Annotated in this window: 2 protein-coding genes; both read right to left on the minus strand. The window is 77.9% G+C overall.

Annotation, left to right across the window (positions count from 1 at the left end; all coding sequences use genetic code 11):
* Nucleotides 1-69 precede the first annotated feature (69 nt).
* Nucleotides 70-954: a class I SAM-dependent methyltransferase gene (locus ACTUAL_RS15300; RefSeq protein WP_440900725.1), complete on the minus strand. Its 885-nt coding sequence runs from the start codon at nucleotides 952-954 to the stop codon at nucleotides 70-72.
* A partial coding sequence (locus tag ACTUAL_RS15305; protein WP_440900726.1) for an FAD-dependent monooxygenase occupies nucleotides 951-2,375 on the minus strand: 1,425 nt, incomplete at its 5' end. The genes ACTUAL_RS15300 and ACTUAL_RS15305, both read right to left, overlap by 4 nt.

A 2,375-nucleotide genomic window follows, 5' to 3' on the forward strand; every position in this document is an offset into this window, starting at 1 on the left:
AACCTGGCTTTGTCCCGCCCGGCTCGCCCCCGCCCGGCCCGCCTCCCGCTCGCCTACCCCAGCTCTCGCCTACCCCAGTTCGGCCTCGAACAGGATCGTCGCGTTCGCCCGCCGCTCCAGCGCCCGGAACAGGGTCGGCGCGGGCCGCCCGTGCCGTGCCGCCTCCGCCACGACGTCGTACTCCGCCACCCGCCACCCGTGCCGCGCCAACCACGCCCCACCCGGCTCCCGCGGACCCCCCTTCACCAGGTCGGCCAAGCAGACCCCGGTCCCCTCCAGGTACCCGCCCAGCGCCTCCCCGGCCTTCCACCCGTCGTGGGTGTGGTCGAGCGCGAACCGGCTCCCCGCCGAGGACGCCCCGAGCACCGCCGCCATCAGCGCCTCGCACCCGGCCTCGTCCAGCAGCCCCAGCGCGCCCTCCGCCAGCCAGGCCACCGGGGCCTCCCGGTCCAGCCCGGCGGCGACCAGCGCGGCCACCCAGTCCGAGCGCAGGTCCGCCGCGACGACCCGCCGGTCGCACGAGGGCACCGCCCCGACCTCCCGCACCACGCGCTCCTTGAACCCCAGCACGTCCGGCAGGTCCACCTCGAACACCACCACCCCCTCGGGCCAGGGCAGCCGGAACGCGCGGGCGTCCAACCCGGCGGCCAGCAGCACCACCTGCCGCACCCCGGCCGCCGCCGCCCGCGCCAGCACCGCGTCGAAGAACACCGTCTTGACCACGATGACGTCCGCGATCTGCCCGAGCAGCCCCGGATCACCGCCGCCCCGGTCGGGCAGCAGCGGGTTCCCCGTCCCCGCCGCGTCCAGGAACGCCCGCGCCAGCGGGTCGTCGAACAACCGGTCGGCCCGCGCGGACTCCTGCGCCCGCGCCCCCGCGTTGCCCAGCGACGTCCAGCTCTCGTCGGGCATCTCCACCGGCCCCGGCGGTGGTGAGTCCGCTGGGAGGCTCATCGCAGCGCCCCCTCCCCGACCAGGCTCAGCGCCGACCCCAGCCACGCCGCGACCCCCTCGGGGTCCGGCCGCCCGCGCCACGCCAGGTGCCCGTCCGGCCGCACCAGCAGCACCTCCGCCAACCCGCCCGCCACCGGCGCCAGCCCCACCACGGCGTCCACGCCGAGCAGCCCCCGCACCGCTTCCACGGTCGACCCGCCCACCCCGTCCGGCGCCAGCACCGCCCACCGGCCGCGCAGCGCCACGTGCAGCGTCGTCCGCCCGCCCCCGTCGTGGCACGCCAGGTCGGGCACCCGGTCACCGGGCACGGGCCCCGATCCCCGCCGGGCGCCCGGAGCGGCCAGCGGCCCGTGCCGGTACCCGACCCCCAGCTGGGAGGCCCTGCGCCACAGGAACCCCTGCGCGAGCCGGGTGTTCAGCAGCGGCATCACCACCCGGTCCCGCACCAGCGCCACCAGCGGGTTGTCAGCCGCGACCAGGCCGGTGGTCACCCCGGTCCCCGAGAGCACCCCCTCCGCGACGGGCCTGCGCTCGGCCGCGTAGGTGTCCAGCAGCTCCTGCCCGGCCCGCCCGCTCGCCACCAGCGCCAGCTTCCACGCCAGGTTCTCCGCGTCGCCCAGCCCGGTGTTCATGCCCTGCCCGCCGAACGGGTGGTGGATCGCGGCGGCGTCCCCGGCCAGCAGCAGCCTGCCCCGGCGGTGCGCCTCGGCGAGCCTGCGGTGGATCCGGAACGACGACAGCCACTCCACCCGCGTGATCGCCTCGGCGGGGTGCGGCGTGCAGCGCGCGAGCTGGCGCAGCACCAGCTCCCGCACCTCGTCGTCGCGCAGCCGCCCGGCCGTCCCGGCGGGCGCGGGGCCCATGAGCCGCCACCGGTCCTCGCCGGGAAGCGGGCACACGCTGACCATGTCGCGCCCGCGCGTCCAGCTGCCCATCACGCCCCGGTCCACCGCCCAGTCCGCGCGCACGTCGGCGATCAGGAAGTGCTCGGCCACCTGCTCGCCGGGGAACCCGATGCCCGCCAGCTCCCGCACCAGGCTGCGCGCGCCGTCGCACCCGACCACCCAGTCCGCCCGCACCCGCCGCTCACCGCCGCCGTCGCGCAGCAGCGCGGTCACCCCGGAGGCGTCCTGCGCGCAGTCCAGCAGCTCCACGCCCCACTCCGGCGCGCCGCCCAGCGCGGCCAGCCGCTCCCGCAGCGACGCCTCCACCTCCACCTGGGACACCAGCAGCGGCGCGCGCCCCGACGCCTGTGCCATGCGCGCCATCGGCATCACCGACACCAGCCTGCCCTCGCTGTGCATCCGCACCTCGCGCAGCGGGATCACCAGCCCCGGCAGGTCGCCCAGCGCGCCCAGCCGCAGCAGCACCTCCACGCCGCGCGGCTGCACGCCCAGTGCCCGCGAGGTGGTCGCGGGACC

Source organism: Actinosynnema sp. (assembly GCF_052038725.1).

Excerpts from the sequence above, each read along its gene's own strand:
- ACTUAL_RS15300 (WP_440900725.1), bottom strand. The coding sequence starts at position 954 with ATGAGCCTCCCAGCGGACTCACCACCGCCGGGGCCGGTGGAGATGCCC.